26 protein-coding genes are annotated in these 25666 nt (G+C 59.7%); 13 read left to right on the forward strand and 13 right to left on the reverse strand.

Annotated elements, in window-relative coordinates; translation table 11 throughout:
• Position 1 precedes the first annotated feature (1 nt).
• Both cydB and cydX read left to right on the forward strand, forming a co-directional pair.
• Positions 2 to 1126, forward strand: coding sequence for a cytochrome d ubiquinol oxidase subunit II (gene cydB, locus WG78_RS03855; RefSeq protein ID WP_053936463.1), 1125 nt, complete (start codon positions 2 to 4; stop codon positions 1124 to 1126).
• Between the two features lie 18 nt (positions 1127 to 1144).
• A complete protein-coding gene (gene cydX, locus WG78_RS23355) occupies positions 1145 to 1330 on the forward strand; it encodes a cytochrome bd-I oxidase subunit CydX (RefSeq protein ID WP_053936464.1) in 186 nt (61 codons plus the stop codon).
• Here cydX and WG78_RS03865 read toward each other — a convergent pair.
• Both WG78_RS03865 and ppa read right to left on the reverse strand, forming a co-directional pair.
• Positions 1327 to 1968, reverse strand: a complete 642-nt coding sequence (locus WG78_RS03865) for a hypothetical protein (protein ID WP_053936465.1) — start codon at positions 1966 to 1968, stop codon at positions 1327 to 1329. The genes cydX and WG78_RS03865 overlap by 4 nt on opposite strands.
• Positions 1969 to 2163: 195 nt before the next feature.
• Positions 2164 to 2691: an inorganic diphosphatase gene (gene ppa, locus WG78_RS03870; RefSeq protein ID WP_053936466.1), complete on the reverse strand. Its 528-nt coding sequence runs from the start codon at positions 2689 to 2691 to the stop codon at positions 2164 to 2166.
• A gap of 196 nt (positions 2692 to 2887) precedes the next feature.
• Between ppa and WG78_RS03875 the strand changes: the two genes are divergently transcribed.
• Positions 2888 to 5563, forward strand: a complete 2676-nt coding sequence (locus tag WG78_RS03875) for a bifunctional acetate--CoA ligase family protein/GNAT family N-acetyltransferase (protein WP_053936467.1) — start codon at positions 2888 to 2890, stop codon at positions 5561 to 5563.
• Positions 5564 to 5751: 188 nt separating this feature from the next.
• Here WG78_RS03875 and WG78_RS03880 read toward each other — a convergent pair whose 3' ends face one another.
• On the reverse strand, positions 5752 to 6462 hold the full coding sequence (locus WG78_RS03880) for a pirin family protein (protein ID WP_053936468.1): 711 nt from the start codon (positions 6460 to 6462) through the stop codon (positions 5752 to 5754).
• Positions 6463 to 6583: 121 nt separating this feature from the next.
• On the opposite strand from WG78_RS03880, the gene WG78_RS03885 reads away from it, so the two are divergent.
• Positions 6584 to 7513 (forward strand): LysR family transcriptional regulator, encoded by a 930-nt coding sequence (locus tag WG78_RS03885; protein ID WP_053936469.1) that lies wholly within the window; start codon positions 6584 to 6586, stop codon positions 7511 to 7513.
• A gap of 97 nt (positions 7514 to 7610) precedes the next feature.
• On the opposite strand, the gene WG78_RS03890 is transcribed toward WG78_RS03885, so the two are convergent.
• The 3 genes from WG78_RS03890 to WG78_RS03900 all read right to left on the reverse strand — a co-directional run bounded on the left by WG78_RS03890 (position 7611) and on the right by WG78_RS03900 (position 9419).
• Positions 7611 to 8177, reverse strand: a complete 567-nt coding sequence (locus WG78_RS03890; protein WP_053936470.1) for a YceI family protein — start codon at positions 8175 to 8177, stop codon at positions 7611 to 7613.
• 58 nt (positions 8178 to 8235) lie between these two features.
• A complete protein-coding gene (locus tag WG78_RS03895) occupies positions 8236 to 8805 on the reverse strand; it encodes a YceI family protein (RefSeq protein WP_053936471.1) in 570 nt (189 codons plus the stop codon).
• A gap of 77 nt (positions 8806 to 8882) precedes the next feature.
• A complete protein-coding gene (locus WG78_RS03900) occupies positions 8883 to 9419 on the reverse strand; it encodes a cytochrome b (protein ID WP_053936472.1) in 537 nt (178 codons plus the stop codon).
• Between the two features lie 350 nt (positions 9420 to 9769).
• Here WG78_RS03900 and WG78_RS03905 point away from each other — a divergent pair, with 350 nt between their 5' ends.
• On the forward strand, positions 9770 to 10414 hold the full coding sequence (locus WG78_RS03905) for a carbonic anhydrase (protein WP_236691978.1): 645 nt from the start codon (positions 9770 to 9772) through the stop codon (positions 10412 to 10414).
• Positions 10415 to 10509: 95 nt separating this feature from the next.
• On the opposite strand, the gene WG78_RS03910 is transcribed toward WG78_RS03905, so the two are convergent.
• Positions 10510 to 11307 (reverse strand): YggS family pyridoxal phosphate-dependent enzyme, encoded by a 798-nt coding sequence (locus WG78_RS03910; RefSeq protein ID WP_053936474.1) that lies wholly within the window; start codon positions 11305 to 11307, stop codon positions 10510 to 10512.
• A gap of 114 nt (positions 11308 to 11421) precedes the next feature.
• Between WG78_RS03910 and ptsJ the strand changes: the two genes are divergently transcribed.
• Both ptsJ and WG78_RS03920 read left to right on the forward strand, forming a co-directional pair.
• Positions 11422 to 12717, forward strand: coding sequence for a MocR-like B6 salvage transcription factor PtsJ (ptsJ, locus tag WG78_RS03915; protein ID WP_053936475.1), 1296 nt, complete (start codon positions 11422 to 11424; stop codon positions 12715 to 12717).
• 110 nt (positions 12718 to 12827) lie between these two features.
• A complete protein-coding gene (locus tag WG78_RS03920) occupies positions 12828 to 13064 on the forward strand; it encodes a thioredoxin family protein (protein WP_053936476.1) in 237 nt (78 codons plus the stop codon).
• A 78-nt stretch (positions 13065 to 13142) separates the two neighbouring features.
• Here the strand turns inward: WG78_RS03920 and WG78_RS03925 are convergent, their stop codons facing one another.
• Positions 13143 to 13967 (reverse strand): Cof-type HAD-IIB family hydrolase, encoded by an 825-nt coding sequence (locus WG78_RS03925; protein ID WP_053936477.1) that lies wholly within the window; start codon positions 13965 to 13967, stop codon positions 13143 to 13145.
• A gap of 167 nt (positions 13968 to 14134) precedes the next feature.
• Between WG78_RS03925 and WG78_RS03930 the strand changes: the two genes are divergently transcribed.
• Positions 14135 to 15391 carry an HD-GYP domain-containing protein gene (locus tag WG78_RS03930; protein ID WP_053936478.1) on the forward strand — a complete coding sequence of 419 codons (1257 nt, stop codon included), beginning with the start codon at positions 14135 to 14137 and terminating at the stop codon, positions 15389 to 15391.
• 22 nt (positions 15392 to 15413) lie between these two features.
• On the opposite strand, the gene WG78_RS03935 is transcribed toward WG78_RS03930, so the two are convergent.
• The 4 genes from WG78_RS03935 to WG78_RS22635 form a co-directional block, all read right to left on the reverse strand.
• Positions 15414 to 16514: an alkene reductase gene (locus WG78_RS03935; protein ID WP_053936479.1), complete on the reverse strand. Its 1101-nt coding sequence runs from the start codon at positions 16512 to 16514 to the stop codon at positions 15414 to 15416.
• Between the two features lie 249 nt (positions 16515 to 16763).
• Complete coding sequence (locus WG78_RS03940; RefSeq protein ID WP_053936480.1) at positions 16764 to 17348, reverse strand: TetR/AcrR family transcriptional regulator; 585 nt, start codon at positions 17346 to 17348, stop codon at positions 16764 to 16766.
• Positions 17349 to 17483: 135 nt separating this feature from the next.
• Complete coding sequence (gene pepN / locus WG78_RS03945; RefSeq protein WP_053936481.1) at positions 17484 to 20123, reverse strand: aminopeptidase N; 2640 nt, start codon at positions 20121 to 20123, stop codon at positions 17484 to 17486.
• A 147-nt stretch (positions 20124 to 20270) separates the two neighbouring features.
• The gene (locus WG78_RS22635) at positions 20271 to 20564 is read right to left on the reverse strand and encodes a hypothetical protein (RefSeq protein ID WP_161805061.1); all 294 of its coding nucleotides are present in this window, start codon (positions 20562 to 20564) and stop codon (positions 20271 to 20273) included.
• A gap of 252 nt (positions 20565 to 20816) precedes the next feature.
• On the opposite strand from WG78_RS22635, the gene WG78_RS03955 reads away from it, so the two are divergent.
• Together WG78_RS03955 and WG78_RS03960 are read left to right on the forward strand one after the other, a co-directional pair.
• Positions 20817 to 22484, forward strand: a complete 1668-nt coding sequence (locus WG78_RS03955; protein WP_053936482.1) for a nitrite/sulfite reductase — start codon at positions 20817 to 20819, stop codon at positions 22482 to 22484.
• Positions 22477 to 22977 carry a DUF934 domain-containing protein gene (locus WG78_RS03960; RefSeq protein WP_053936483.1) on the forward strand — a complete coding sequence of 167 codons (501 nt, stop codon included), beginning with the start codon at positions 22477 to 22479 and terminating at the stop codon, positions 22975 to 22977. Before WG78_RS03955 ends, WG78_RS03960 begins: the two co-directional genes overlap by 8 nt.
• A 90-nt stretch (positions 22978 to 23067) precedes the next feature.
• Here the strand turns inward: WG78_RS03960 and WG78_RS03965 are convergent, their stop codons facing one another.
• Positions 23068 to 23505 (reverse strand): MarR family winged helix-turn-helix transcriptional regulator, encoded by a 438-nt coding sequence (locus WG78_RS03965; protein ID WP_053936484.1) that lies wholly within the window; start codon positions 23503 to 23505, stop codon positions 23068 to 23070.
• A gap of 174 nt (positions 23506 to 23679) precedes the next feature.
• Between WG78_RS03965 and WG78_RS03970 the strand changes: the two genes are divergently transcribed.
• The 3 genes from WG78_RS03970 (at position 23680) to WG78_RS21990 (ending at position 25652) form a co-directional block, all read left to right on the forward strand.
• On the forward strand, positions 23680 to 24816 hold the full coding sequence (locus WG78_RS03970) for an aminotransferase-like domain-containing protein (protein WP_053936485.1): 1137 nt from the start codon (positions 23680 to 23682) through the stop codon (positions 24814 to 24816).
• 78 nt (positions 24817 to 24894) lie between these two features.
• Positions 24895 to 25305: a hypothetical protein gene (locus tag WG78_RS03975; RefSeq protein WP_053936486.1), complete on the forward strand. Its 411-nt coding sequence runs from the start codon at positions 24895 to 24897 to the stop codon at positions 25303 to 25305.
• Positions 25306 to 25511: 206 nt separating this feature from the next.
• Entirely contained in the window at positions 25512 to 25652 is a 141-nt protein-coding gene (locus tag WG78_RS21990; RefSeq protein WP_083458775.1) for an entericidin A/B family lipoprotein, read from the forward strand.
• Positions 25653 to 25666: the final 14 nt, after the last annotated feature.

Below are 25666 nucleotides of genomic sequence, written 5' to 3' on the forward strand. Positions count from 1 at the left end.
CATGCTCGATTACGAAACACTCAAATTAATCTGGTGGGGCCTGGTGGGCGTATTGCTGATCGGCTTTGCGTTGACCGGAGGCTTTGACCTGGGCGTGGGCGCGTTGCTGCCGCTGATGGGTCGCAGCGACGAAGAACGCGGCGCGGTAGTGGAAAGCATTGTGGGCACGTGGGAGGGCAACCAGACCTGGCTGATTACCGCCGGCGGCGCGCTGTTTGCAGCGTGGCCACTGGTGTATGCGGCGGCGTTTTCCACGCTGTATGGCGCGCTGATGCTGATGCTGTTTGCCTTGTTCTTGCGCCCGGTCGGCTTTGATTATCGCGACAAGCTGAAAGACCTGCGTTGGCGTAAAGCGTGGGATATCGGCCTGTGCATCGGTGGCGCAGTTCCGGCGCTGATCATCGGCGTGGCGTTTGGCAATCTGTTTACCGGCGTGGCGTTTGCGCTGGATAACACGGTGCGCGTTAGCTACGGCGGCGTATTTCTGGATTTGCTTAATCCGTTTGCACTGTTCTGCGGCGTGGTCTCGTTGGCGATGTTGTTGATGCATGGTGCGGCGTTTCTGCATCTGCGTACCGAAGGCGCCATCCAGTTGCGCGCACGCCGCGCGGCCATCATCACCGGCGTGACCACCGCCGCGCTGTTTGCTGTGGGCGGCATGTGGCTGGCGCAGCGCAACGGCTTGCAACTGCTGCAGATCGGCGACGTGAACACCGCACTGCGACCGGGTGACAAAACCGTGGGCATGCTGGCGGGTGGCTGGTTGCACAACTACGCGCTGTATCCACGCACGTGGCTATTGCCCTTGCTGGGCATCGCCGCAGCCTTGTTGACCGCGCTGAGCGCATGGCGGCGTTGGGGCTGGGCCACCTTGCTGGCCAGCGGGTCGGCGGTGACGGCGATTATCGTAACCGCCGGATGGTCGTTGTTCCCGTTTGTGCTGCCGTCGTCCATGGACCCAGCCTCCAGCCTGACCTTATGGGACGCGGTTTCCAGCCAGCGCACGCTGGGCATCATGCTGATTGTGGTGATTATCTTTATGCCGCTGATCATGCTGTACACCACATGGGTGTATCGCGTCATGCGCGGGCCGATCCGCGTTAGCCAGCCCGGCGCGGGCTATTAACCTTCAAGGAGCACAACGATGTGGTATTTCACCTGGATTCTGGGATTAGGGCTGGCGCTGGCGTTTGGCATTATCAATGTGATGTGGCTGGAAAGCCATTACGCCTTCGGGACGCGCAATGCCGAGGCCACGCGCGAACGCTTTGAGCGCTACCGCGACCGCAAACGCGACCGCAAACGCGACCACCAGCGCAAAGGGCGTTAAATGCCGACCAGCGTGCGCACCGCCAGCACATAGCGATCAATCTGCTCGGGCGGTTTGCGCGACTGGCGCAGGCTCATGTTCCAGCGGCCAATCACGCGCTTCAGGCTGGCGGCGTCTTTGATGCCTTCGATTTCGAGGATTAACTGGCGCGCCATCAAGCCCAGAAACTGGTTGGCGCTTTCCACCATCAGCACTTGCGCCTGCAGAATCATTTGCGGGTCGATAACGGGTTCGGCCACGGCTTCGGCGACGTCGCGGATTTCAACTTCTTCGATTTCGATCGGGGTGGGCGTGGTGACAGGGGCCGGGGCGGGCGCCGGTACCGCGGTGGCGGGTTGTACTGCGGCAGGGCTGCGGGCGAGGGCGGGTTGGCTGGCGCTGAGCGGCGCCGCAACGGTCGCGGCAGGCTGGGTGGCGCTGGCGCGTTGCTCGATAAAGCCTTGCGCCTGCAGTTCGATCAGCAGGGCGTCGGCATCCAGACCGAGCAGCATGTCGCGCAGGGCCATGGCCGCTTTCTGGCCATCCACCAGGATCAGCGCGCGGCGCAGGCGCGAGGACAGACCAAACGTGCGGTCATTGATCTCTTGCTGGCCCTTGCTTGTTTTGACGAATACGACGTCACCGATATTGACTGACATGTCCACCACCGCGCCCCCCCGGGACTGTGCTTTGCGTGGGAGGCTAGCGGACGCGTGTTACGCCTATATGACTGTATTCTGATAAACCGATACTCGAACAAAAGGCCCTTCCAGAGGGAAGGGCCTTGCTTGACCGGGCGGTCAGTGCTGCAATGCAACACCAAGCCGTGCGGGCGTTCAAATCCGGGGTAAAGCTTAGCCTTCGGCGCGCTTGATACCGGCCAGGATTTCAGCGTGAGCGGCTTCTTTATCCGCCCAGCCTTGCACCTTGACCCATTTGCCTGCTTCCAGATCTTTGTAGTGTTCGAAGAAGTGTTTGATCTGGGCCAGCAGCAGCGCAGGCAGGTCTTCCAGTTTCTGGATGCCCTTGGTCATCTGGCACAGCTTGTCGACCGGTACGGCCACCAGCTTGGCGTCGATGCCCGATTCATCTTCCATCTGCAGCATGCCGATGGCGCGGCAACGCACTACCGACGCCGGCAGCAGCGGGAAAGGGGTGTACACCAGCGCATCCACCGGATCACCATCTTCCGCCAGCGTGTGCGGAATGTAGCCGTAGTTGAGCGGATAGAACATGCAGGTGCCCATAAAACGGTCAACGAACACGGCGCCGGATTCTTTGTCGTGCTCGTATTTGATCGGGGCTGCGTTGGCCGGGATTTCGATGATGACGTTAAAATCGTTCGGCACGTCTTTGCCAACGGCAATCTTGCTGATATCCATGGGGTTAGTCCTGACTGTTCAGTGAAGAATGGCGTGATTATAACGATGCTCACGCCGGTGTCCACGCTGACCACCAGGTGTATAAAGGTGCGTCGCCACGTCAGGGCACGAAATGTGCTTTTCTGTGACGCCGCAAACCGTCGGCATTCCAAGACAAACGCGCACGTGGCCGCATGCCGCATGCAGCAAGGCTCTCATGAAACAACATTATCTGGCCCCGCTGTTCGATCCTGCCTCGATTGCCGTGATCGGTGCGTCTGAGACTGAAGGCTCGGTTGGCAAGACAGTGTTTGGCAATCTGCTGGAAGGCGGTTATGCCGGGCAGTTGTTTGCCGTCAACCTGCGCCACCCCAGCGTGATGGGTCGCCCGGCCGTGCGCCATATCACGCAGATCAGCGCCGCGCTGGACGTCGCCATTATCACCACGCCGTCGCGCACGCTGATCGACGTGGTCACCGAATGTGGCAAGCAGGGCGTAAAGGCCATCGCCGTGATGTCGTGTGATTTTGTCGGCACCGAACAACGCGCAGGCCAGTTGCTGGAGCGGCTGCATGCGCTGTGCAAGCAGTACAACATGCGCTTGCTGGGGCCGACGGTGTTTGGTTTTCAGCGGCCGGTCAGCAAGCTTAATAGCGGCAATTATGTCGGCCCGGTTAAACCCGGCAGCATGGCGCTGATTTCGCAGTCGTCGTCCGTCACCTCAGCCATTCTGGATTGGGCCGAAACCCAGGATATCGGTTTTTCTTCGGTGATTTCGCTGGGCTCGGCGGTCGATGTGGACGTAGGCGAATCGCTGGATTATCTGGTGAGCGATCCCAAAACCCAGAGCATTCTGCTGTATATCGAAGACATTCAGGACGCGCGCATTTTTATGTCCGCCTTGCGCGCGGCCGCACGTTCCAAGCCGGTGATGGTGCTCAAAGTGGGGCGCTACGATGATCCGGTGGCTTTGGCGCGCACGCATTCCGAGCGTTTGATTGGTCGTGACAATGTATTTGACGTGGCCTTGCGCCGCGCCGGGGTTTTGCGCTTGCGCTCGATTAACCAGCTGTTTATCGCCGCGCGCGTGCTGACGGGCAATTACCGCACGCGCGGTCGCCGCCTGGCCGTGATTACCAACGGCATCGGCGCGGGCATGATGGCGGTGGACCGCGCGCGCGATCTGCATATCCAGTTGCCACGGCTGACCGACAGCACCATCGCGCGGCTGGACGCGCTGCTGCCGCCGCAATCCAGCCATGACAATCCGATTGATATTCTCGGCAACGCCAACGCGGGCCGCTTTGCCGATACCACGGCGGCGGTGCTGGCCGATGCCAATGTTGATGGCGTGCTGGTGGTGTTTACCCCGCAAGCAGGCACAGATCATCTGGCGACCGCCGAGGCAATGATTGCGCTGCGCAAGTCCACCGACAAACCGATTTTGCTGGCGTGGATCGGCGGCAAAAAAGTGGAGAGCAGCCGCAAGCTGCTGGCGCGGCACAAGATGGCGCATTTCACCACGCCGGAGCATGCCGTCGAGGTGTTCTATTCGCTGGCCAGTTGGCAGTACGCGCAGCAATTGTTGCTGCAAACCCCGGGGCCGCTGGGGGAATGGGAAGCGCCCGATCTGGAATCGGCCCGCATGATTATCGATAACGCGCTGTCGCATGGCCGCAAGGCGCTGGATGAGCTGGAATCCAAAGCCATCCTGCGCGCGTTCCGGATTCCGGTAACGACCACCGTGCGCGCCACCACGCCTGATGAGGCCGTCAATGCCGCCATGGGCATGGGTTTGCCGGTGGTACTGAAAATCGACGCCGAGGGCGTGACGCACAAGACCGATGTCGATGGCGTAGTGCTGGGGCTAAGTACCTTGATGGCGGTGGCAACGGAGGCCAACCGCATGTTGTCGCGCGCGCGCGAGCGGCTGGGTGACAAGCTGCGTGGCCTGACCGTGCAACCGATGGTGACGCGCAAATACGGGCGCGAGTTGATGGTGGGCGTGGCGCATGACTCGGCGTTTGGCCCGGTCATCAGCTTTGGCGCGGGCGGCATTGCGGTCGAAGTGTTCAACGATCTGGCCGTCGGTTTGCCGCCGTTAAATGAATATCTGGCCGAAAACCTGATCCGCCGCACCCGCGTTAAAAACATGCTGGGCGAATTCCGCAATCAACCGGCGGTGGATATCGAGGCGGTCAAATCGGTGCTGTTGCGCGTGTCCGAAATGGTGTGCGAGCTGCCGCAAATCGAGCAACTGGATATCAACCCGCTGATTGCTGATGAGAATGGCGTGATCGCGCTGGACGCGCGCATTATTCTGGCGCCGCAGCCCGAGAAAGCGGGGCGCTATAGCCATATGGCCATTCACCCGTATCCGGCGCACCTGGTGCAGGAAACGCGGTTGAAGAACGGCATGCCGATGACCATCCGGCCGATACGCCCTGAAGACGCCGAAATGATTACGCAGTTTGTGGAGCGGCTGTCGGAAGAGACGCGTTACAACCGCTATATGAGCACGCTGAAATCGCTGTCGCAGATGCAGCTGGTGCGCTTTACCCAGATTGATTACGCACGCGAAATGGCGCTGGTTTCCACTGTCGTTAGCGGCGCAGGCGAGATCATCGTGGCAGTGGCGCGCTTTGTGGTGAATATCGATTCAGACAGCTGTGAATTTGCCATCGTGATTGATGATCAGTGGCAAGGCAAAGGCCTGGGCGTGCGGCTGATGGAGCGGCTGTTTGCCGCCGCGCGCGATATGGGCTTGTCCGCGGTGGAAGGCGAAGTGCTGGCCAGCAACAGCAATATGCTTGGGTTTATGCGCCGACTGGGCTTCGAAATCAAAACCCACCCCGAAGACGAAGGGCTCAAATGGGGCGTCAAAAAGCTCTGAAGCGCATAGGGTGGGTCTGGACCCACCCCTTAAAGCCGTAGGCCCCAGCGCTGTAGCTCGCTATGCGGTTTTGGAGCGGTACTTAACAACTGAAAAAAGTGGCGTAGCAAAGCGATGCGCCTTGCTATGCCACTTTGAGTGGTGGGTCTAGACCCACCCTATGCCAGTCTCGGCGAGTTCCAGCGTCGTTACTGCAGCGGTTTGCCGGTCAGGTCAAACACCAGCACTTCGGCGTTGTCGCCCGCGCTGACGGTTACTTTGGGTTCGCCAGTCAGCATCGCTGCATCGCCCGCCTGCATTGCTGTGCCGTTGACCGTGACTTTGCCGCGCGCCACGTGGACATAAGCAATCCGGCCCATCTGCAGCGGCAGTTCCGCGGCTTCCGCGCCGTCAAACAAACCGGCATACAAACGCACATCCTGATGCAACTTGACCGAACCTTCCGCGGCGTCGGGGCTGGCTACCAGGCGCAACTTGCCGCGCTTGTCGGCGTCGGTAAACGTCTTTTCCTCATACGAGGCATCGACCGCGGCGTCCGGGATAATCCAGATCTGCAAAAAATGCACCGGGTTGGTCTTTGACGGGTTGTATTCCGAATGGGTGACGCCGTGGCCTGCGCTCATGCGCTGCACGCTGCCTGGCTTGATAATCGAGCCGTTGCCCATGCTGTCTTTGTGTTCCAGTTCGCCTTCCAGCACATAGCTGATGATGTCCATGTGCTGATGCGAATGCTTGCCAAAGCCTTGGCCAGCCGACACGCGATCTTCATTGATCACGCGCAGCGGTCCAAAATGCACGTGCTTCGGGTCGTGGTAATTTGCGAATGAAAAGCTATGCCAGCTATCCAGCCAACCATGGTTGGCGTGACCGCGTTCTGTGGCAGGGCGAATGGTGATCATGCTGCTTCTCCTTCAGTGGATTTCAACGATGAAGCGATTATAGGCTGGCGTTTTGCACGTTGATATTAGAAAATCTGCGTCAAGTCATTCAAAAAAACAGTGGTAGAAAACCGAGAGCAAAATGCTGCGATTAAGCCTGGAAGCGCTGGAAATTCTTGATGCAATCGCCCGTAAGGGCAGCTTTGCCGCAGCGGCCGAAGAGGTACACCGCGTACCGTCGGCGGTGACATACGTGATCAAGAAGATCGAAGACGAGATGGGGGTCAATTTATTTGATCGATCCGGCCATCGCGCAAAACTGACCCCGGCGGGCGAGACCTTGCTGGAAGAAGGCCGCCATTTGCTGCGCGCGGCCGGTGATCTGGAATATCGCGTCAAACGTGTCGCCACCGGCTGGGAGCCCGAACTGCGCATCGCGGTCGACACCATGATTCCGCTAAGCCTGCTGCACCCGTGGATCCATGAATTTGATCAGCTGCAATCGGGCACACGCTTGCGTTTTCTGCACGAGGCGCTGGGCGGCATGTGGGATTCTTTGATCGACCATCGCGCCGATCTGGCCATAGGCGTGCCGATCGAAGGCCCGCACGGTGGCGGGTTTAGTACCGTGCCGCTGGGCGATGTGGACTTTGTGTTTGTGGTGGCACCCAACCATCCGCTGGCCAATGTGCCGGACCCCCTACCCACCTCGCTGATTCAGCAGCATCGCGTGGTGGCGATTGCTGATAGCTCGCGTGCTTCGTTGCCGCGCACTGTGCATATTCTGTATGGCCAGGAAACGCTGACCGTACCCGACGTCAACGCCAAGCTGGCGGCGCAACTGGCTGGCCTCGGTTGTGGCTATATTCCGCGTTGCCTGGCGCGGCCGCATATCGAGGCAGGTTGGCTGGTGGAAAAACAACCGCAAGAGCCACGCAATTCACCACGTTTTTATGCGGCCTGGCGCAATGCCGGTGGCGGCAAGGCGCTGAAGTGGTGGAGTAACAAAGTGGAAAGCGAACGCCGTATTGATGACTGGCTGGCCGGGCGTGTGTTGCTGCCCAGTCGCTAACGCGAGTGGGTTAGAAACAAATCCGGCGCGCCCCGCAGTCTGGGCGAAAAAAAACCCATCCGGAGATGGGTTTTTTATTTGGCAAAGCGCGCAGCAATTATTGCTTGGCGGCTTCAACCGGGATAACCAGATGCACTTCGTCCGAAATCGCCGGGACGAAGGTGGTCATGCCAAAGTCGCTACGCTTGATGGTGCCCGACGCTTCGGCGCCGCACACAAACTTCTTCAGCATCGGGTGGTCGCCGCAACGGAACTGGCTCACCGACAGGGTCAGCGGCTTGGTCACGCCCAGCAGGGTGAAGTTGCCGTCCACCGACGTCAGCTTGTCGCCGTCAAACTTGAACGACGTGGCCTTGAAGGTCATGGTCGGGAATTTTTCGACGTTGAAGAAATCCGGCGACTTCAGATGCTTGTCGCGTGCGGCCCAGTGGGTGTCCAGGCTGTTGGCGTCGATGGTGATGTCGGCGCTGCCGGTTTTCTTGTCGGCGTCGATCACGATGGTGCCGTCCACCTTGGCAAACGTGCCGCGCTGGATGGAGTAACCAAAGTGGCTGACTTCAAAGTACGGTTGCGAGTGAGAGCCATCCACCACCAGCGTGGTCGGGGCAGCAAAAGCGGCGGAGGCGAGGCCAGCCAGCAGGGCGGCAGCAAATTTCAGTTTCATTGATGTTTCTCCTGGAAAAGATATATAGCGCTTATGGGGCGACGCGAACTACGCGGTATCAGCCGGGTTTGCCAGCCAGTACCAGTTTGAACTTGACGGTGACTTCATCAGCCACGGTGCCGGTATCGGCCCAATCGCCGTCACCGATCTTGAATTGCAGACGCTGGATAGGAAAACTGCCTTCCACGTCGGTATTGGCACCATCGGCTTTGGAGGTCAGCGTGGCGGTCACGTCACGCGTAATGCCTTTGATGGTGAGCTTGCCTTTGGCTTCGAACTTGCCGCCGCCCACCGCCTTGACCGAGCTGGCCACAAACGTGGCTTTAGGCGTGGCGCTGGTGTTGAACCAGTCTTTGCCTTGTGTGGTCTTGTTGCCGTCGGCGCTGCCGACGTCAATGCTGGTCAGGTCGACGGTGATGTTGGCCTGGGTTTTTTCGGGCTTGGCCGGGTCGAAATCCACCTTGGCGTCAAAACGCTTGAAGCTGCCTTCCACCGGCACGTTCATTTGCTTGAAGGCAAAGCCGATCTTGCTTTGCGCCGGCACCAGCGTTTGTGCGGCCAGCGCGGGTACTGCGGCGAACATCAGGCCAGCGGTGGCCAGCAGAGCGGCAACATTACGTGTCTTCATAGTCAACTCCAGAGTGAGGCGACGACACGCATTGCGGCGCGTCGGCCTGGATAGCAGAGATTGCGGATTTCAGATAATCAGTGTTTGCCCGGCAGCATGCGGCGCAGGGTTTCATCGCGATCAATCACATGATGTTTAAGCGCGCCCGCCACATGCAGGCCCACCACGGCGGCCAGCACCCAGGCCAGCACCACGTGGGCGGTTTCCAGCGTTTCGCCCAGATCGTGGTTAACCGGCACCCAGTTGGGCAGCGGCAGCACGCCATATAACACCACCGGAATGCCCTTGGCCGAGCTCATCGCCCAACCCACCAGCGGCAGCACAATCATCAACAGATAAAGCGAGTGGTGCACCGCGGCGGCCAGGGCCCGTTGCCAGCGTGGCTGGCTGGCCAGCGGGTCTGGCGTGCCTTTGGCCTTGCGGTAGCCCAGCCGGATACAGGCGAGGATCAGCACGCTGATGCCCAGCCATTTGTGATAGCTGTACAGCTTGAATTTGAGGGGCGACAACGGCAGGTCGTCGAGGTAGAGCGCCAGGATAAATGCAGCGACGATCAGCAAAGCGATCAGCCAATGCAGCGTTTTTTGCATACCGTCGTAACGCAATCGCGCCATCGCAGTATTCCTTGTAATGGGTTGTGTCAATCAGCGAGCACTATAGTCGGCTGTCGGGCAAAGCATCTAGCGAAAAGTTCTGCTTAACTCCTTCAGAAAAATTAAACAAACGCGGCCAAGCCCCGTTTATAAGGCCAAACAGCGCGGTAATCTACTGCCTTATTGCCAAGGCCCACCCCGCATTGCGCTTGCCTTTGCAGCATACGCGACGGTATGTTGCGATTTTTTGCGCAATCTGTAGCGAGTGTTTTGCGACTACTCCGGTACAATCTGCCGCCGTATTCGCGCTGACGCGTTACGTCACTGGACCAGATATCACAGCAAGAACAGGAGATTGCACCTTGGACGAAATGGATAAATTCATCGGCGGTTTTCGTCGTTTCCAGCACAAGTATTTCGGCCGGGAGAGCGACAGCAATCTGTTTGACCAACTCAAGCGCGGCCAAAGCCCCAAGACGCTGGTGATTGGTTGTTCCGATTCGCGGGTTGATCCCGCCATCGTGACCGATTGCGACCCGGGCGATCTGTTTGTAGTGCGCAACGTGGCCAACCTGGTGCCGCCGTATGAAAAAGACGGCACCTTCCACGGTGTGTCTTCGGCCATCGAATTTGCCGTGTGCGACCTCAATGTCGAACAGATTATTGTATTAGGCCATTCCTCCTGTGGCGGCATCGGCGCCTTGATGAAAGGCTATGCACCCAAGACTGACGCCAACTTTGTCGGCCGCTGGATGCGCATTGCCGAAACCGCGCGCGAGAAAGTGCTGGCCGAAATGACCGCCAAGCCGCTGGCGGACCAGTTGCAGGCGGCCGAGATGGGCAGTATTGCGGTGTCGATCGATAACCTGCTGACCTTCCCGTTTATCGAACAAAAAGTGCAATCCGGCGAACTGAAACTGATTGGCTGGTATTTCGATATCGAGAAAGGCGAGCTGCATCAGCTGGACCACGGCAAACGCGAATTCCATTCGTTGGTGGAACCGCTGGAAGAATAAGCCGCCATAAGCGCGCTCAAAAAAACGCTGCAGTGATGCAGCGTTTTTTTTGGCCAACATCTTTGGACGGCGGCCGAGCGGCACGGCGATGCGGTTCATGCCGGGTTGCCGGGCCAGAAATGGCTGTCAGGCAACGCCCGCGCGCCAAAAATGGCCTGGCCGACGCGGACTACGGTCGCGCCTTCTTCCACCGCAATTTCATAATCGCCCGACATGCCCATCGAAAGCTCATCCAGCGACACCGAGGCGGGCACGTGGCGGCGCAACTGGTCGCGCAAGCGGCGCAGCAAGACAAAGCAAGCGCGCACTTGCACGTGATCGGGCGACAACACCGCCAGTGTCATCAAGCCGCGCACGCGCAGCGCGGGGCAACTGTCCAGTTGCTGGATAAACGCGGCGGCATCGTCTGGCGTAACGCCGTATTTGCTGGCCTCGCCCGAGGTATTGACCTGCACAAACACATCGAGCTGGCGGCCCGCCGCTTGTAAATGTCGATCCAGCACCTGCGCCACACGCAAGCTATCCAGTGCCTGAAATTCGGCCGCGTGCTGCGCCACCCAGCGCGCCTTGTTGGTTTGCAGATGGCCGATGATGGACCAGCGCAAATCGGCCAGATCGGCCATCGCAGCCTGTTTGCGCGTGGCCTCTTGCACTTTGTTCTCACCCAGCTCACGACATCCCGCTGCATACGCCATGCGCAGCGCCGCTTCGCTCATGGTTTTGCTGACCGGCAACAAGCGCACGCCGGCGGGATCGCGCCCGACGCGCTGGCAGGCAGCATCAATGCGGGCGCGCACCGCCAACAGGTTGCGCTGGAAATCTTCCACGCTATGCGGATGCGGATAACGCAGATCGAGTTGTGCGGCATGCGGCGTGGGGAGCGGCGAGTCCATGATGTCTTCCTTTGATTGAAAGCAATTGTTTGCCGCGCACAATCAAATTGCGGGCGCGGATGAGTTAGATGTAATATCGTCCCGGTCCAAAGTTTATATTGTCATAGGTCAAAAATGGAACTGACAGGTCGCACCGCCGCCGAAATTTTTGATTGTGTCCGCTTGCAAGCGCAGGCCGGGCAGCTTGCGCCCGGTCAGAGCCTGCCCCCTTTGCGCGAGCTTGCGACGGCGCTCGGGCTGAATCGCAATACGGTGGCTGCGGCGTATCGTCGGTTAACCAGCGCGGGTATTACCGAATCGAATGGCCGGCTGGGCACGGTGATTCGCCCCCAGAACAAGATACGCGAACAAGAGGGCGCGCTGGCGGATACGCCTTTGCTGGATCTGGCCAGCGGCAACCCGGCGCGGCGCTGGTTGCCCAATCTGGCCGAAGTGTTGGCACGGCAAGATGGTCCGCCGCCGCTGTACGGCGCAGCCACCGTGCATGCGGGTCTGGCCGCGACGGCACGGGCGTGGCTGCAGCCTGACTGCCCCAGCGCGCAGCACATTGAAGTCACGCATGGCGCCGTGGACGCGATTGAGCGTTTGCTGGAAGCGCATCTGGTGGCTGATGACAAAGTGGTGGTCGAAGAGCCGTGCTTTATCACCAGCATCAACACCTTGCACGTGGCCGGTTTGCAGGCCGTGGGCGTGCCGGTCGATGCGGAGGGTATGCGCGCCGATGCGCTGGAACAGGCGCTGGCGGCGGGCGCCCGCGCTGTCATCATCACGCCACGTGCGCATAACCCCACCGGCTGCAATCTAAGCCCGAAGCGCGCGCTGGCTTTGCGCCGCGTGCTGGCGCGCTACCCCCATGTGCTGATCATTATCGATGACCATTTTGCGTTGCTGGCGCACGCGCCGTATTACTCCGTGTTGTCCGCCACCTCGGCGCGCTGGGCGCTGGTGCGTTCAGTGTCGAAAGCGCTGGGCCCGGATCTCAGACTGGCCGTGCTGGCGTGTGATGAGCAAACGGCGCAGCGGCTGCAAGCGCGGCTTGCCCCCGGCACGCAGTGGGTTAGCCATTTGCTGCAAGGCATCGCGCACACGTGTCTGGTTGACCCGGCCATCCGTGCGCGGATCGCAGCGGCGGGCGCGGACTATGCGCAGCGGCGCGCCACATTGCTGGCTGCTTTGCGCGCCCAAAAGATCGCCGTGAGCCAGCAGGCCGATGGTCTCAACCTGTGGTTGCCGTTGGCGCAGGACAGCGCGCCGGTGGCCCATGCGCTAGCGCGCTCAGGCTGGCTGGTGCGCAGTGGCGAAGCGTTTTCAGTGCGCCAGTCGATACAAGGTCTACGCATCAGCGTTGCCGATCTGGATGCGGCCGCAGCGCAGAAACTGGCGCTGGACCTGCGCCGTTGCCTGGCCTGATGACGGCCCGCCTGGCGCGCACAACCTGATTCCCGACGCTGGCGCTACCCGCGCCCGTGATCGGACCCCCGAGCGGTCATCGCCGCTCTCATGTTGAAGGAGTAAGTACCATGTCTAGCAAAGCCGTGTTCTATCACGCGGGTTGCCCCGTTTGTGTCGAAGCAGAACAGCAGCTCGCCAGCGCGCTTGATCCAGCGCGCTTTAATGTCGAAATCGTCCATCTGGGCACCCACAAAGAGCGCATCGATGAAGCCGCTAAAGCCGGCGTCAAATCGGTGCCTGCGCTGGTGATCGATGGACTGCCGTTTCATATCAACTATGGCGCGGCGCTGGACGACGTGCGCTAAGCGCGATCGGCTAAACGCCGGATAGCAAAAAGGGCAGCCTTACGGTTGCCCTTTTTTGCGTTGGCGGCCAGAAACTGCTTATTGATCGGCCACGGTCTCAGCCAGCGGCGGCAGTTCAAACAGCTCACGCAGCTTGTGCGCGACTGCGGCTTCTGAATTGCGACCGATGCGCGGTACGTCCGGCAGCGTTTCCATCAAGCGCGGGGCGGCGTTGCCCATCATGAACGGATGGCCTGCGGTCTTCAGCAAGAAGATGTCATTAAGGCCATCGCCAAACGCCACGCAGTCGGCCGCGGGCAATTGCAGCTCGTCCAGCACCACTTGCAGCGCGTGGCCTTTGGATACCGTCGGCGCCATCACTTCCAGGCAATCGGGCATCGAGAAGGTGATGTACAGCGTATCGCCAAATTGTTCGAGCAAACGCGCTTCCAGCTGCAGCAGATGTTCGTGCTCGCCGATGTACAGCACCTTGGCGATGCCTTCGCCGCTATGGTTTTTCAGATCGACCACATCGAAGGTAAAGCCGGAATCCTGATGCAGATCGGCCAGCCAGTCCAGATGGCGGTCGGCCAGCCATTTTTCGTCTTGATACGCGTTAAGGTGGGTGCCTTCGGCAAACTCGGGCTGCATCAGCTGGCGCGCCATGGCCGGGTCGATATCCTCTTTATGCATCAAGCGGTTATCGGGGTCATGCACGCGCGCGCCGTTGGAAGTAACCAACCAGGCGCGCACGCCCAGCACGTCGCGGATGCCCTTCACGTCACAGTAATGGCGGCCAGTGGCCAGCACGATAGGCACGCCGCGCGCTTCCAGCTCGCGCAGGGTGGTGGCGGTGAACTGATCGACGGTGTGATCGGCATCGAGCAGAGTGCCGTCAAGGTCGGACGCGATTACCTGATACATGAAGCCATCCTTCTACGTAAAAGTGGATTCTAAGCCAAACGGGGGCTGCGATCGACCATGACGATTGCCTTGACGGCGTCCAATACGCGACATCGTCGGATAAATATGAGGAAAACGTCATGCTGAGCGACTAGACTGCCCTTTGGGTCTTGTCAGGAACCACCTTGATGCCTTTGTCCAGCGCCGCCGGCGACGTTAACACGCACTATCTGCAGCGCCTGAATGAGGTGGCGGATCAGCGCGAAGTGCGTGCGCGCAATGATATCTACAGTGATTCGGGCATGAAGCTGCTGGCGGCGGGCGCACGCATCGACAGCCGCACCAGCGACCGGCTGCTACTGCACAAACTGCGCGCTCCGCTGGAACAATCGCTGACCATCGGCGATGCAGTCGATGCCTCCACCTTGTCGCGCCTGGCGGATCAGGTGCGCGATGAAACCCCGATGCTGGCGCGCCTGCTGGCCTCTTCCGATCTGGTGGAACGCTTTGCCGCCTTTGGCTTTAGCGACACCGTGCGCGGGGTGTTGACCGTGATGCACGGCACCGATGGCAAGCCATTACAACACGCGATTTTGACGGGGTTGCTCGCCACCGGACTGGCGCAGCGGCTGCAACTGGATAAAGAAACGATTACTGCGCTGGCGTGGGCCGGTTTGCTGCACGATGCCGGCGAATTGTATTTGTCGCCGCAATATCAACAATCAGGCTACGCATTAAAGCTGGCGGATTGGCGCCAGTTATCTGCGCATCCGGTCATTGGCTATCGACTGGCCAAAAGCGTGTGTGGATTTTCCGAAGCGGCCGCGACTGCCATCTTTGTGCATCACGAACGCTTTAACGGCCACGGTTATCCGGGCGGCATTCGCCTGCAAAGCGTGACGGGCGAGGTGCTGGCCGTGGCCGAAGTGATTACCTCGCTCTCTTCGCGCGATCATCCTTTGCAACGCGCCGAAGTGGCGCTGAAGCTGGTGCCCGGCGAATTCAGCCCCGCGCTGATGACCAGCGTGTCGGTGGCGTTGAATGAGGTTAAAGACGATTCGGTGCCGGTGTCGCTGGACCTGACGCTGGCCGATATCGCCACCGTGCAAGCGCGCTTGCGCGAGGCCACTGCGCTGTTCAAAGCCTGCGAGGACGTGCCCGGTCTGCATGCGGGGGATCAAGTGGAAAAGCTGTATGTGCGCAGTCGCTCGCGCTTGCAAAGTCTGGTGCAGGCGATGTCGAGCACGGGCCTGGGCAGCATCGATAGCGACGCGGCCTGGCAAGATACGCCGCCGTGGCTGCGCTTTGAGATGGGGCTGATTCTTAACGAAATCCGCTGGAGATTGCGCGCGCTGGCGAGGGATATCGCCATGCGCGCGCATTTGCTACCCGATCTGGCCGGGGATGCGCTGGCACCCGTGGTGCAAGCGCTGGACCGGCCGTGAACGGGACTGCGTTGTGGCTCGATTACGCGAGTGTGGGGTAGTCGGTGTAACCGTGTTCCGCGCCGCCGTAGAAGGTGGATTGGTCGGGCGTATTCAGCTCGGCGCCCTTGGCAAACCGCTCCACCAGATCCGGGTTGGCGATATACAGACGACCATAACCAATGGCATCGGCCTGGCCGGACTTGATACGCGCATCGCCCTTGGCCGCATCGTAACCACCGGTGGTGATCAACGCGCCGGTAAACGCTTCGCGCAACGCATTGCGGAATTCGTCGGTCATGGCAGTGCCGCCCACCCAGTCCGGTTCGGCGATATGGATAAACGCGACGCCGCGCTTGCTGAATTCACGCGCCAGATACAGCGTGATTTCTTCGGCCTGGCTGTCGACCATATCGTGCGCCGGAAAATTGGGCGACAAACGCACGCCGACCTTGTCTGCGCCAAATACGCCAATTACGCCGTCCACTACTTCCAGCAACAGACGCGCGCGGTTTTCCAGGCTGCCGCCGTAGTTATCGGTGCGCTGATTAACGCCATCGGCCAGGAATTGATGCAGCAGATAGCCGTTGGCCGAGTGCACTTCGAGGAAGTCGAAACCGGCGGCCTTGGCGCGCTGGGCCGCGGCAACATACGACGCCACAATGCCCGGCAGTTCTGCGGTTTCCAGCGCGCGCGGCGGGCTGCACGGGTCATTGCCGGCGCTGCCATCGGGGAACACCACAAAGGTTTGCGACTTGACGGCCTGGATGGCGCTCGGGGCCACCGGCGCGGCACCGTCTTCCTGCAGTAATTTGTTGGAGATACGACCAACGTGCCACATTTGCAGCGCAATTTTGCCGCCTTTGGCATGCACGGCATCGACCACTTTTTTCCAGCCAGCTTGTTGCTCGTCGGTGTAGATACCGGGCGTCCAGGCGTAGCCCTGGCCCTGGCGCGAAATCTGCGTGGCTTCCGAAATAATCAGGCCGGCGCTGGCACGTTGCGCGTAATAGGTGGCGTTGAGCTCGGTGGGGATATCACCGGGTTGGCTGGCGCGCGAGCGGGTCAGCGGGGCCATCACCAAGCGGTTGTTGAGCGTGGTATTGCCGATCTTGAACGGCGTAAGCAGTTTGTCCAGCGACATGCGACATCTCCATCAGGTTGCAAGAATAACGGTTGGATAAGTACTTTTGCTGCGACCGCGCCCGGAGTGCCGAGTGCCATCGCTTGTTAAAAACTGAGCCTGTACGGCTTTGCAAGCCGTTTCAGCAAGATGGGGCGGCACGGGCCAAATACTAGACCAGTCGTCTAATTTTTTCTGGCCTGGCGCGCGTGAGAAGGGCATAAAAGAAAACCGGGCCAGCATATGCAAGGCCCGGTGTGGGGGAGTGCGTTACGGCGTCAGTAGCTGGCGCGTAACGATCATCGCGGTATCCAGCCCTTGCGCATCGCGGCGCAGCTTGGTCATCAGGCTGGCGCCCAGCCAGAATTCGTACAGTGCCAACGCCAGCACGGGCGCGGTTTGCGTGCGGCTGATGGTGCCATCTTGCTGGCCTTGCTCCACCGTGCGGGTGATCGCGCTCACGATGGTTTCCGCGCCACTTTGCAAAGCCGCGCGCATGGTGTCGGACAAGTCGGCCACTTCGGCTGCCAGTTTGACCACCAGACAGGGCACCGATGCCCCGCACGAACGTTGATGCCAGCCGCTGAAAAAGCCGATCACGCGATCATGCGGCGTGCCGTCCACTGCATTTAGCCGCAGCTTCAGTTCTTCGGTGTAATTGGCGAAATACCGCTCAAGCAAAGCCACGCCAAACGCTTCTTTGGAGACAAAGTAGTGATAGAACGAACCCTTGGGCACATCCGCCGCGGCCAGGATTTCAGCGAGGCCAACGGCGGCAAAGCCTTTGCCCAGGATGATCTGTTCGCCGGTGGCCAACAGATGTTCGCGAGTATCTTCAAAGCGCTTTTTAACCATGCGCGGTATGTCCAGTGAGATCCGAAAGACCCTGCGGGCAGGGCGCGTAACGATAGCGGAAACGGCTTGATTATTGCAATTGGCAAATATCCGCCAGCGGGCCGCTAACCGCGCGGCCCGCGCGCGCCCAAGCCCTTATTGTCCGGCCTGCAGCGCTTTGCTGACAATTTCAAAGGTATCGGAAGACAGACCCGGCTCACGCGCGATGCGTTCCAGTTCGGCCTTCATCAACGCGCGGCGGCCCGGTTCCAGGCGCGTCCAGCGGTTAAAGCATGCGGCCATCCGCGCTGCGATTTGCGGGTTCAGCTTGTCCAGTTGCAACACGCGGTCGGCGGCAAAGGCATAGCCATAACCATCGGCGGCGTGGAAGGCCACCAGGTTGGAATGGCAGAACGCACCGATCAACGAACGTACTTTGTTGGGGTTGGTGATGGCGAAGGCCGGATGTTCCATCAGCTTTTGCACACGGCTTAACGTGCCGGGACGGTCGCTCAGCGCTTGCAGCGCAAACCACTTGTCCATCACCAGCGCGTCGTCTTGCCACATGGTGGCGAAGTCGTCCAGCCAGGTTTCAGCGCCGTCGCGCTGGATCAACGCTTTCAGCGCAGCCAGCCGATCAGTCATGTTGTCGGCGCGACGGTACTGATTGCTCAGCAGTTCGGCCATCATCGGCTCGTCCAGCTCGGCCAGATAACTCAGGCACACGTTCTGCAGGCTGCGACGGCCCGCTTCTTCGGCGCTATAACGGTAGGGCACGCCCGTGTGTTGCTTCTGGTATGCGGCAAACAGTTGCGAGCGCAGTTCGCGCGCCAGCGATTGCGTCAGGCCATGGTGCACGGCGTGCAGGCGGGCCGGATCGACATCGTTGATGGCTTCAAACAGATAGTTTTCGCTAGGCAGCTCCAGCATCAGCGCCACCAGCGCGGGGTCGAGCCGGTCTTGCGTCAGCAGGCGGGCAAAGGCGGCCACCAGTTGCTCCGGCGCCTTCGGCGTATCACCGGCGCGATACAACTGCAGCAACAGCCGTACCAGATACGTATTGCCGGCTTCCCAGCGCGCAAACGGATCGGTGTCGTGCGCAATCAGAAACACCAGTTCGTCATCGGTGTACGGGTAATCCAGTTTTACTGGCGCGGAAAAATCACGCAGCAGCGACGGCACGGGCTTGCTGCTGATGCCGGTAAACACAAAAGTTTGCTCGGCTTCGCGCACGTGCAATACGCGGCTGGTTGCGGCCTCGGCGGCGTCTTCGCCTTGCAGCGTCAGCTTGAGCTCGCTGCCGTTCTGGTCCAGCAAGCCCACTGCAAACGGGATGTGATACGGCAGTTTTTCCGGCTGGCCCGGCGTGGCTGGCGCGGATTGGCGCACCGTCAGCGCAAAGGTTTGCGCGGCCTGGTCAAACACGCCTTCCACCGTCAATTGCGGCGTACCGGCCTGGCTATACCAGCGTTTGAACTGGGTCAGATCAAACTGGTTGGCATCCTGCATCGCGTTGGCGAAGTCGTCGCACGTCACGGCCTGGCCATCGTGGCGCTTGAAGTACAGGTCCATGCCTTTGCGAAAGCCTTCGCGGCCCAGCAGCGTCTGGTACATGCGCACCACCTCGGAACCCTTTTCATATACGGTGGCCGTGTAGAAGTTGTTGATTTCGAGGTAAGAATCGGGGCGGATCGGGTGCGCTTGCGGGCCGGCGTCTTCGGGAAACTGGCGTTCACGCAGCACGCGCACATTGGAAATACGTTGCACCGCGCGGCTGCCGATATCGCTGGAGAATTCCTGATCGCGGAATACGGTCAGGCCTTCCTTCAGCGATAACTGGAACCAGTCGCGGCAGGTCACGCGGTTGCCGGTCCAGTTGTGAAAATATTCGTGGCCGACCACGGCTTCGATGCCGTCAAAGTCCACGTCAGTGGCGGTTTCGGGCTTGGCCAACACGTATTTGGTGTTGAAGATGTTCAGGCCCTTGTTCTCCATGGCGCCCATGTTGAAGTCGGAAACGGCCACGATCATGTAGGTATCGAGGTCGTATTCAAGGCCAAAACGTTCTTCGTCCCACTTCATCGCGGCTTTGGCCGAGGCCAGTGCGTGATGGCATTTGTCCTGTTCGCCCGGCTCAACCCAGACTTCGACATTTACGGTTTTGCCGCTGGCCGTGGTGTGGCGATCGGCCAGCACCACCAGCTTGCCCGCCACCAGCGCAAACAGGTACGACGGTTTCTTGAACGGGTCAACCCATTTCACCCAATGGCGGTTCTTGTCCAGATTGCCCTGGCCCACGCGATTGCCGTTGCCCAGCAGCACCGGATAGCGGGTTTTGTCCGCCACGATGGTGGTGGTGAACTTGGCCATTACATCGGGACGATCCAGATAATAAGTAATGCGGCGGAAGCCTTCGGCCTCGCACTGGGTAAAGAAATTGCCGCTGGACACATACAGGCCGCTCAGTGTGGTGTTGCTGAGCGGATTGATGGTGTTGGCAATTTCCAGAATGGCTTCAGCGGGCAGGTTGGGGATGGTGAGCGTCACATCGCCCAGTTCATATTCGCCGGGCGTCAGTTGCCGGCCGTCCACCTTGATGCTTTCCAGCGACAGCTCTTCCCCATTCAGCACCAGCGGTGCGTCGGCGGTGGGGTGCGCCGGATTGCGCTTGAGCACCAGGCGCGACAACACGCGCGTATGCGTTTCTTCAAGCTCGAACGTCAGATCGACGCGATCGATCAGAAAGGCGGGCGGAGTGTAATCAAGGCGCTGAATGGCGGTTCTTTGTTCTGTCATGACATACCTGGATAAGGTTGGGCGCAACGCGGTAGCTGGGCGGGCGGCAAAGCCCGGTCGCACGGGGTAAGTGCTCGTGGCGAATATGTGAGCGGGCCCCCGCAAAATCAAGTCCTTCCCCCTGCTGATGGGGGCGCTGCAGCACGGTCATTTCGCATCCCGGCGGTGCGCGCAATCCTCACGTACAAAACGTACGCTCCGGTTGCTGTGCTCCGGCGGTATGCGAACTGACCGCACTGCAGCGCCCCCGAAACGGCTTTGTTGATGCTGCGAGGCGCTTCGCTGTCGCGGGGCCAGGGCCAGGGCCAGGGCCAGGGCCAGGGCCAGGGCCAGGGCCAGGGCCAGGGCCAAAGCCAAAGCCAAAGCCAAAGCCAAAGCCAAAGCCAAAGCCAAAGCCAAAGCCAAAGCCAAAGCCAAAGCCAAAGCCAAAGCCAAAGCCAAAGCTAGACCACAGGCAGGACCACGGCTGGGGGGGCCGCTGCGTTTGCCGGGGGCGATTTGCGGGGCATTTTACGCGGGGATGGGGGGTAATTGGGTCGGTAATTAACGGGCGGCTAAATCTATTTATCAATTTGATCGATAACGCTTATTTATATTCCAGGCTGCGATTTGATCAGGCTTAAAGAATCTTCAGACATTGATTCGACGCTGGTATCATTCGCGATTACGCAATCATTTGTGGCAGCTGCCTGTATGTACGTTTACGACGACTTTGACCAGAAGATCGTGGATCAGCGCGTAGCGCAGTTCCGTGATCAAACTCGCCGCTATCTGGCCGGTGAACTGACCGAGGACGAATTCCGTCCCTTGCGTTTGCAAAACGGCCTGTATATCCAGCGCTATGCACCGATGCTGCGCGTCGCGGTGCCGTATGGCGAACTCAATAGCAAACAGGTGCGCATGCTGGCGCATATTGCGCGCACTTACGATCGCAATTACGGGCATTTCACAACGCGCCAGAATATCCAGTTTAATTGGCCCGCTTTAGAAAACGTGCCGCAAATCCTGGCGGATTTGTCCACCGTGCAAATGCATGCCATCCAGACTTCGGGCAATTGCATCCGCAATACCACCAGCGATCAATTTGCCGGTGTGGCACACGATGAAATTGTCGATCCGCGGCCGTGGTGCGAAATCATTCGGCAATGGTCTACCTTCCATCCCGAATTTGCGCATTTGCCGCGCAAGTTCAAGATTGCGGTCAATGGCGCCGTCGAAGATCGCGCGGCCATTCGGGTACACGATATTGGTATCAGCATCGTCAAGAACGACGCAGGCGAAACCGGCTTTGCCATTTATGTGGGCGGCGGCCTGGGCCGTACGCCGATTGTGGGTGCGCTGATCAAACCGTGGCTGGAAAAACACCACCTGCTGTCTTATCTCGATGCCGTATTGCGCGTGTATAACCGCTATGGCCGTCGCGATAACAAATACAAAGCGCGGATCAAGATTCTGGTTAAAGCGATGACGCCGGAAGCATTTGGCGCCAAGGTCGAGCAGGAATGGGTGCATCTGAAAGACGGCCCCACCACGCTCACCGACGCAGAAATCGCCCGCGTTTCGAAATTCTTTGTTGATCCGGCCTATGAAACCCTGCCGGGCGACGATGCCGCTTATCTGGCGGCCAAAGCGTCCAATCCCGCATTTGCCCGTTGGGTGCAACGCAATGTGTTTGGCCACAAGCAACCCGGCTATGCCGCGGTGACCTTGTCGCTGAAGAAAACCGGCATTGCGCCGGGCGATGCCACTGACGCGCAACTGGACGCAGTGGCGGATTTGTCCGACCAGTACAGCCTGGGCGAAGTGCGTGTATCGCACGAGCAGAACCTGATTCTGCCGTACGTTAAACAAGCCGATTTGTTTGCCGTCTGGGAAAAAGCCAAAGAAATCGGCTTTGCCACGCCCAATATTGGTTTGCTGACCGACATTGTGTGCTGCCCTGGCGGTGATTTCTGTTCGCTGGCCAATGCCAAATCAATTCCGATTGCCGAAGGCATCCAGCGCAAGTTTGATGATCTCGACTATCTGTTTGACCTGGGCGAACTCGATATCAATATCTCGGGCTGTATGAACTCCTGTGGCCACCACCACGTGGGCCATATCGGCATCCTGGGCGTGGATAAGAATGGCAGCGAGTGGTATCAGATTTCGCTGGGCGGCCGGCAAGGCAAACACGCGGCATTGGCTAAAGTCATTGGTCCGTCGTTTGCGCAAGAAGCGATTCCCGATGTGATCGAGCAGATCATCAACGTGTATGTCGAATCGCGTGAAGACAGCGAGCATTTTGTCGATGTGGTGGATCGGCTGGGCATTGCGCCGTTTAAACAGCGCGTTTATGCCAAGGAGCTGGCCCATGACTGAGATCATCAAACAGCGCCAGATTGTCGAAGACGATGCGCAACTGATCCGTCTTGGTGAAGATGGCAGCTTTGCCGAATTGCCAGCCAGTGGCCGCATTATTGTGCCGTTAAAGCAATGGCAGGCGCAGCGCGATGCCCTGCTGGCGCGCGGTGACTTTGGCGTATGGCTGGCCAGCGATGAAGAGGCGGAAACCATTGCCGCTGATATCGGCCACTTTGCGCTGATCGCACTCGATTTTCCGGCGTTTATAGACGGCCGTAATTATTCGAATGCGCGTTTGCTGCGCGACCGATATGGCTATAAAGGCGAATTGCGCGCGATTGGCGATGTGTTCAAAGACGTGATTTTGCTGATGAAGCGTTGCGGCTTTGACGCCTTTGCGGTGCGCCCGGATAAAGACATTCACGAAGCGCTGAAAGGGCTGGATGACTTTACCGAGTATTACCAGGGCGCCACGGATGAACCCTTGCCGCTATTTCGCCGTCGCGCCTGATTGCTGGCGCGTGTAATCGGCCAAACAAAAACGGGGTAACGCATGATGCGTACCCCGTTTTTTTATCCCGGCAAAGATCAGCGCAAATCATCAGGCCACATCGGCCAAAGCGCTGGCCGCCAGCGCACGCATTACCGTTTGCCAGCCGGCCACCGCTTGTGCGCCCGCAGTATCAAAAACTTCATTCAGCAGCGCATATTGGGGGCCGGATAAAGCCGCTTCCAGTTGCTCGCCCGCGGGCGTAAGCGTCAGGCATTTAACGCGGCGATCTTCTTCATCGGCCATCGATTGCACCAGGCCGGCATCGACCAGGGCTTTGAGCGGGCCATGCACGGCCTGTTTGCTGACGCCCAGTTTTTCCAGCAAACCGTTCACTGAAATGCCGGGGTCGCGATTGATAAAGTGCAATAAACGATGGTGCACGCGATTCCAGCCACGCTCGTCCAGCAAGGCGTCAGGGGCGGCGGTAAACGCGCGATAAGCGTAGAACAACAGTTCTTGCGCTTCATTCAGGTGTTTCGGGTTCATAAATTGAAGGCTCAGTAGCTGATCACGATATAGCCAGCGTGGCGCGGTGCAGATCGTGCGTAAGCGCAAACTGTGCTGCTGAAAAACAAGGGTCAATGATATTGACATCATTCGGCGTAACAAAGAGCATAAGGTCAAATTTATTGACCTTTTTTTGACCCCCGGAGTAAGCCCATGTTTGCCCAGCGCATCGAACGCCTGACGTCCTCGTTGGTCCGCGATATTCTCGCGGCCGCCAGCCGCCCCGGCATGATTTCGTTTGCGGGCGGGCTACCGGCCAGCGAAGCGCTATTCCAGCCCGGCGCCAGCGATTTTGCCGCGCTCAACTGCGCGCAATATGGTCAGACCGAAGGCGAGCCGCAATTACGCGAACTGATCGCCCAGCGTGCCCGCGCCTTGGGCATCGCCTGTACGGCCGGGCAAGTGCTGATCCTGAACGGCTCGCAGCAGGGCATCGATCTGGTCAGCAAGCTGTTTGTGGAAGAGGGCACGCCCCTGGTGGTGGAAGCACCGGCTTATCTGGCCGCGCTGCAATCGTTCAAGTTGTTTGGCGCGCCATTGCGCCCGGTGACGGTGGACGCGCAACAAGGCCCGGTGTGGACTGAGCTGGCCGACGCCTTGCCCGGCGCGCGGCTGTGCTATCTGACGCCGACATTCCAGAATCCGTCTGGCTATTGCTACACCGACGCGGAACGCACCACCACTGCGGAGCTGCTCGACGCCGCCGATGTGCCTTTGTTCGAAGATGACCCCTATCGCGCGCTCAGCTATGACGGCCCCGCACCGGCGCCCATTGTGGGCCGCCTGCACAAGGCACGCTGGGTGTATCAGAGCTCGTTCTCGAAAACGCTGGCGCCCGGTTTACGCCTTGGCTATCTGATTGCGCATCCCGATCTGATCACGCCGCTGACGCGCCTGAAGCAAGCTGCCGATTTGCACAGCAACCGGTTTAGCCAGCATCTGGTGGCCAATCTGCTGGCCAGTAATCGCATCGACCCGCACGTCGCCGCCGCATTGCCGCTGTACCAGAAGCGCCGTGCCGCCATGGATGCCGCTTTGCGCACGCATCTGGCCGACAAGGCCACATGGCAATTGCCGCAGGGCGGGCTGTTTTTCTGGCTCAAGCTCAATCAGCCCACCGACACCTACGCACTGATGCAACAGGCGTTGGAAGCGGGCGTGGCGGTGATGCCCGGTGATGCGTTTTATCAAGGCGTCGCGCCGGGCAGCTATCTGCGGCTTAACTTCAGCCACGCCAACGAAACCGACATTGCCACCGGCGTGGCGCGTCTGGCCGCATTGCTGGGCTGATTGTGACAAAGCCCCGGTGGTCGCCCGCGCACGACGCCGCGTACAATGGCGCGTTTTGCGATCTGCAGAGAACACGTGATGCGCGCTAGCAAGTTTCAGAAAGGCCAGTTGGTATTGCTGGCGGTGGTGATTGTGGTGGGCGTGGGCTCCATGCTGGTGGATGTAACCGGCATCGGTAGCAAGGGCAACAGCGGGGCGCCTCTGGTGGTGGGCGGTCAGGCCATGGCCGCACGCGCCGGTTCATATGCCTGCGCATTTGAGGATACCGCGCGCAAAACGGTGGATCTGATCGCGCAAGGCAATCAGGACAAATTCGAAACGTTTTTTGATAGCAATGAATGCCGTGAGATTGATCGCGACGTGAAGCTGGATGTGGTGGCGCTGGACGGCGGTTTTGCCCAGGTCCGCGGCCCCGGCACCTTCTTTGGCCGCAGCGGCGGCGTGTGGGTGCCGCCCGGTATGCTGCAAGGCATTGCTGCCAAGCCTTGAGCGCGTTCTGCTTGTTGCCGGCCACGCCCTGTGAGCCGTCTCGCACAGCACGCCACTGTAGGAATCCGCTTTCCGCAGGTCGCGCAGCGGCGATGACAGCGCCGCGCCGGGCTGCTCCCTACACTGCAAGCGTCATGAAGGGAACCGGCGAAACAGCCGGAATCGGCCTCGATCGATCCTTCGATCGATCAACAAGGAGAAACAGAATGAAGCGTGCTGCTGTAGTAGCTGGCCTGTTGGCCATGTTGGCATTGAGTGCTTGCAACACGGTTGCTGGCGCAGGGCAAGACGTGCAGTCCGGCGGTCAGAAGCTGGAAAACGCCGCTGACAAGGCCAAGAACAACTAAGCCTTGGGCGTTAA

The sequence above is a fragment of the Amantichitinum ursilacus genome (assembly GCF_001294205.1).
GTDB lineage: Bacteria > Pseudomonadota > Gammaproteobacteria > Burkholderiales > Chitinibacteraceae > Amantichitinum > Amantichitinum ursilacus.

Bases quoted from the DNA above. Each gene is read 5' to 3' on its own strand.
- cydB (WP_053936463.1), top strand. From the start codon at position 2: ATGCTCGATTACGAAACACTCAAATTAATCTGGTGGGGCCTGGTGGGC.
- cydX (WP_053936464.1), top strand. From the start codon at position 1,145: ATGTGGTATTTCACCTGGATTCTGGGATTAGGGCTGGCGCTGGCGTTT.
- WG78_RS03865 (WP_053936465.1), bottom strand. From the start codon at position 1,968: ATGTCAGTCAATATCGGTGACGTCGTATTCGTCAAAACAAGCAAGGGC.
- ppa (WP_053936466.1), bottom strand. From the start codon at position 2,691: ATGGATATCAGCAAGATTGCCGTTGGCAAAGACGTGCCGAACGATTTT.
- WG78_RS03875 (WP_053936467.1), top strand. From the start codon at position 2,888: ATGAAACAACATTATCTGGCCCCGCTGTTCGATCCTGCCTCGATTGCC.
- WG78_RS03880 (WP_053936468.1), bottom strand. From the start codon at position 6,462: ATGATCACCATTCGCCCTGCCACAGAACGCGGTCACGCCAACCATGGT.
- WG78_RS03885 (WP_053936469.1), top strand. From the start codon at position 6,584: ATGCTGCGATTAAGCCTGGAAGCGCTGGAAATTCTTGATGCAATCGCC.
- WG78_RS03890 (WP_053936470.1), bottom strand. From the start codon at position 8,177: ATGAAACTGAAATTTGCTGCCGCCCTGCTGGCTGGCCTCGCCTCCGCC.
- WG78_RS03895 (WP_053936471.1), bottom strand. From the start codon at position 8,805: ATGAAGACACGTAATGTTGCCGCTCTGCTGGCCACCGCTGGCCTGATG.
- WG78_RS03900 (WP_053936472.1), bottom strand. From the start codon at position 9,419: ATGGCGCGATTGCGTTACGACGGTATGCAAAAAACGCTGCATTGGCTG.
- WG78_RS03905 (WP_236691978.1), top strand. From the start codon at position 9,770: ATGGATAAATTCATCGGCGGTTTTCGTCGTTTCCAGCACAAGTATTTC.
- WG78_RS03910 (WP_053936474.1), bottom strand. From the start codon at position 11,307: ATGGACTCGCCGCTCCCCACGCCGCATGCCGCACAACTCGATCTGCGT.
- ptsJ (WP_053936475.1), top strand. From the start codon at position 11,422: ATGGAACTGACAGGTCGCACCGCCGCCGAAATTTTTGATTGTGTCCGC.
- WG78_RS03920 (WP_053936476.1), top strand. From the start codon at position 12,828: ATGTCTAGCAAAGCCGTGTTCTATCACGCGGGTTGCCCCGTTTGTGTC.
- WG78_RS03925 (WP_053936477.1), bottom strand. From the start codon at position 13,967: ATGTATCAGGTAATCGCGTCCGACCTTGACGGCACTCTGCTCGATGCC.
- WG78_RS03930 (WP_053936478.1), top strand. From the start codon at position 14,135: ATGCCTTTGTCCAGCGCCGCCGGCGACGTTAACACGCACTATCTGCAG.
- WG78_RS03935 (WP_053936479.1), bottom strand. From the start codon at position 16,514: ATGTCGCTGGACAAACTGCTTACGCCGTTCAAGATCGGCAATACCACG.
- WG78_RS03940 (WP_053936480.1), bottom strand. From the start codon at position 17,348: ATGGTTAAAAAGCGCTTTGAAGATACTCGCGAACATCTGTTGGCCACC.
- pepN (WP_053936481.1), bottom strand. From the start codon at position 20,123: ATGACAGAACAAAGAACCGCCATTCAGCGCCTTGATTACACTCCGCCC.
- WG78_RS03955 (WP_053936482.1), top strand. From the start codon at position 20,817: ATGTACGTTTACGACGACTTTGACCAGAAGATCGTGGATCAGCGCGTA.
- WG78_RS03960 (WP_053936483.1), top strand. From the start codon at position 22,477: ATGACTGAGATCATCAAACAGCGCCAGATTGTCGAAGACGATGCGCAA.
- WG78_RS03965 (WP_053936484.1), bottom strand. From the start codon at position 23,505: ATGAACCCGAAACACCTGAATGAAGCGCAAGAACTGTTGTTCTACGCT.
- WG78_RS03970 (WP_053936485.1), top strand. From the start codon at position 23,680: ATGTTTGCCCAGCGCATCGAACGCCTGACGTCCTCGTTGGTCCGCGAT.
- WG78_RS03975 (WP_053936486.1), top strand. From the start codon at position 24,895: ATGCGCGCTAGCAAGTTTCAGAAAGGCCAGTTGGTATTGCTGGCGGTG.
- WG78_RS21990 (WP_083458775.1), top strand. From the start codon at position 25,512: ATGAAGCGTGCTGCTGTAGTAGCTGGCCTGTTGGCCATGTTGGCATTG.